Raw genomic sequence first — 3,035 nt, 5'->3', positions numbered from 1 at the left:
AGCGGCAGATATAATTCAAGGCCTGCAATATCAAACGAGATCGTGGTTATCGAAAGCAGCCTGTCATTTTCGTTAATACCTGGTTCCTGAGCCATGCTGCAAAGAAAATTGACCAGATTTTTATGGGTAATGGGAACACCCTTGGGATTACCCGTAGAACCCGAAGTGTAGAGTATATAAGCTAAATCATCGGGAGTGACAGAATAAGAGATCGGAATATCCGAAAATTGATGCGATGAGTCCATTGCATCTTCTATAAAAAGAGTATGCGGCCATTGCGGCAGGACTCCTGCTAATGTCTTGCTGGTCAATAAGACTTTGGCACGGGAATCAATAAGCATGAACTCCAAACGGCTTTTTGGATATTCAGGATCCAATGGCAGATAAGCCGCTCCGCATTGCAAAATAGCTAACAATGTATACAGTAGTTCTTTGCAGCGCGTAAAGGAAACAGCAATAAAATCACCAGATTGAATGCCTTGTGATTTTAAGTAATGCGAAAATTGATTGACTTTTTTATGCAGTTCCGCATACGTAGTTTTTGAATCGTTAAATTCTAAAGCTATATTATCTGGCGTAATTGCCGCTTGTTTTCTTAGCAATTCAGTTAAAGCTACTTCTGGATATGCTTTTCCAGTATCATTTAAAATATTATAATCATCTAAATAATCGCCTTTTATCAGGTCAATTACTGAACAATTTGGTTTAGAAACTAATTTATTCAATGTTTCTTCGAAAGAAATCATCATTTGATTTATCGTTTCTTTGCTGAAAACAGAAGAATTATAAGAACATTGAAAAGTGGGTCTTTTATTAGAAATACAAGCATGAAGTTTTATTTCAAATGCCGAATATTTTCTAGGGTTTATAGCAAATTCATAAGTTAGCCCCAGGAACGAAAACTCTTTTTCTATATCCCTATTTAAATCGACAGTTAATGTAACTGGCACCATAGGAACTCTGGAAGGATCTCTCGCAATGGGTAATTTTTGAAGGAGATGCCCGAAACTGACCTGATGATGTTTATATGCTTCTAATAATTGCGGATTTCTTTGCTGTAGGTAATCCAAAAAACAAATATTGTTATCTATTTTACTACGCAAAGGAAGCAGATTGGCACAATCGCCAATCATATACTTCATATCATACCTCCAATTTCCTGAAACTGGAAATCCAACTATTAAATCATTTTGGCCTGTAAGTCTGTATAAGAAAACCTCAAATGCAGCGAGCAAAGTGGCTGCTATACTACAGCCTGCGGTATTTCCTAAATCTTTTAGTCTTTTTATAAGAATTTCTTCAACAGGAAAATCAAAACGATTACTGTTATAAGTTCGCAAGGGAGGCCTTAAGTTATCTATTGGCAAATCAATTACTGGAACTGATTCCTTATAAATATTAAGCCAGAAATCTTCAATTTGAGCGTATTCACCGCATTCATTCAATGAATTAACTTTTTCAGCATATTCCTTAAAACTCTTAGGTACTTTCAAATCCGGTATTGCATTCTGAATAAATGCTGAGTAAAATATGCTAAGTTCTTCTAATATTATATTGATACTTAAGCCATCTCCAATAATGTGATGATGAGTTATTATTAATATATTTTCTGAGTCTTCAATTTTAATTAATTTAACTTTAAATAAAGGACCATTCACAAGATCAAAAAGGGAATTCACCTCTTCATCAATTATCTTTTCTTTTTCCTGCTCCTTCTCACTCGCATTGAGTAGAGAAATATCGTTATGCGTTATTTCTATTTTATGCTCCTTATAAATATTCATAAATGTTCCATCCAAACTAAATGATGCTCGCAAACTCTCATGACGCAGCACCAGATTATTTACTGCATGCTCTAATGCTTCCAAGATCAACACTCCCGAAAATTTAATAGAGTAAGACAGATTATATGCTTTATTTGCACTAGCACCGCCAATTAAGCAATCCGTCCATATTTCTAATTGCGTATTCGTTATACGTACAGCACTTTCAATTTCAGCAGGAAGCGAATCGAATTGATTTCTATTTTGATTGTGAGATTGATATTTCATTTTCAAATAAGTTTTATGATGATTTTTACTTATTTAAACCTGTTAAGTATTTGTAATATTATTTTATTTTAAAATTCAATTAAAAAGCAAAACGGTTTAAATTCTGTAAAATAGTAAAAGCTATTATTTGATAAATAATCACATTAAGTTAGGTATATAAAGGATTGTTTATGTAAAGTAATGGTATTTCAATAGTCGTATTTTTTAAAAAATTCATATTCAAAACATTTATTTACAGATTTTTATAAAGATTTATACAATCCGTTAATTATTTCCATGCCTATTATCGAGAATATCCTGAAGCATCCTTGCTAATACTTTATCATTTGGCGGAGCTACAATATCATAATGATTGCCTGGTATGTTGTGAACTGTTATTCCCTCCAATGCGGCTCTTTTCCATCCCAGATGTGCAGGATCTAGTTTATGATGCATATCATCTTTTGACCGGAATAAATCTACCTTGAAATTTTGAGGCTTAAGATGATAGCGGTCAATAATTTTTTTGACCTTGCCATCAGTTTCTATAAGTTCCTCAAGTGTTAATACTTTTTGCTCCATTACAGCAGTATTATGACCAAAAAATCTTTTTAAAATATATTTTTTTTCATTGAGACGCATCTTGAAAGTCTTCCAGCTCAAAACCATTTCTTTGTATCTGACTAATTTTTTCTGCCTGTAAGTCTCATAATAATAAGAGGAATCGACATACGAATCGAGCAAGGCAGTCAGCGTGACTTTTTTTCCGAGCTCTTTTAACTGCCGCGTCATTTCGAAGGCAACAATTCCTCCAAAAGAAAATCCTGCAAGAGCATATGGTCCTTGCGGATGTATTTTTACAACAGCTTCGACATAATGAGCCGCCATAGCTTCGATAGATTCATACCACTCATTATATTCCTTAGCTGTACCCTGTATCCCATAAATAGGCTGATCCTCATCAAAATACTTACTCATGTTCACAAAATTTAAAACATTCAGTCC

At 33.8% G+C, this 3,035-nt stretch carries 2 protein-coding genes; both read right to left on the bottom strand.

Annotation, left to right across the window (positions count from 1 at the left end; translation table 11 throughout):
- Positions 1 to 2,051 (bottom strand): condensation domain-containing protein (locus tag ABEG11_RS18965; RefSeq protein WP_348825753.1); only part of this gene is annotated, 2,051 nt, incomplete at its 3' end.
- Between the two features lie 264 nt (positions 2,052 to 2,315).
- Positions 2,316 to 3,035, bottom strand: a 720-nt coding sequence (locus ABEG11_RS18960; protein WP_348825752.1) for a thioesterase domain-containing protein, incomplete at its 5' end; no start/stop codon positions are given.

It is taken from the genome of Flavobacterium aestuarii, from assembly GCF_040049115.1.
GTDB classification, from domain to species: Bacteria; Bacteroidota; Bacteroidia; order Flavobacteriales; family Flavobacteriaceae; genus Flavobacterium; species Flavobacterium aestuarii.
This window is presented reverse-complemented; position numbering and strand designations above follow the sequence as displayed.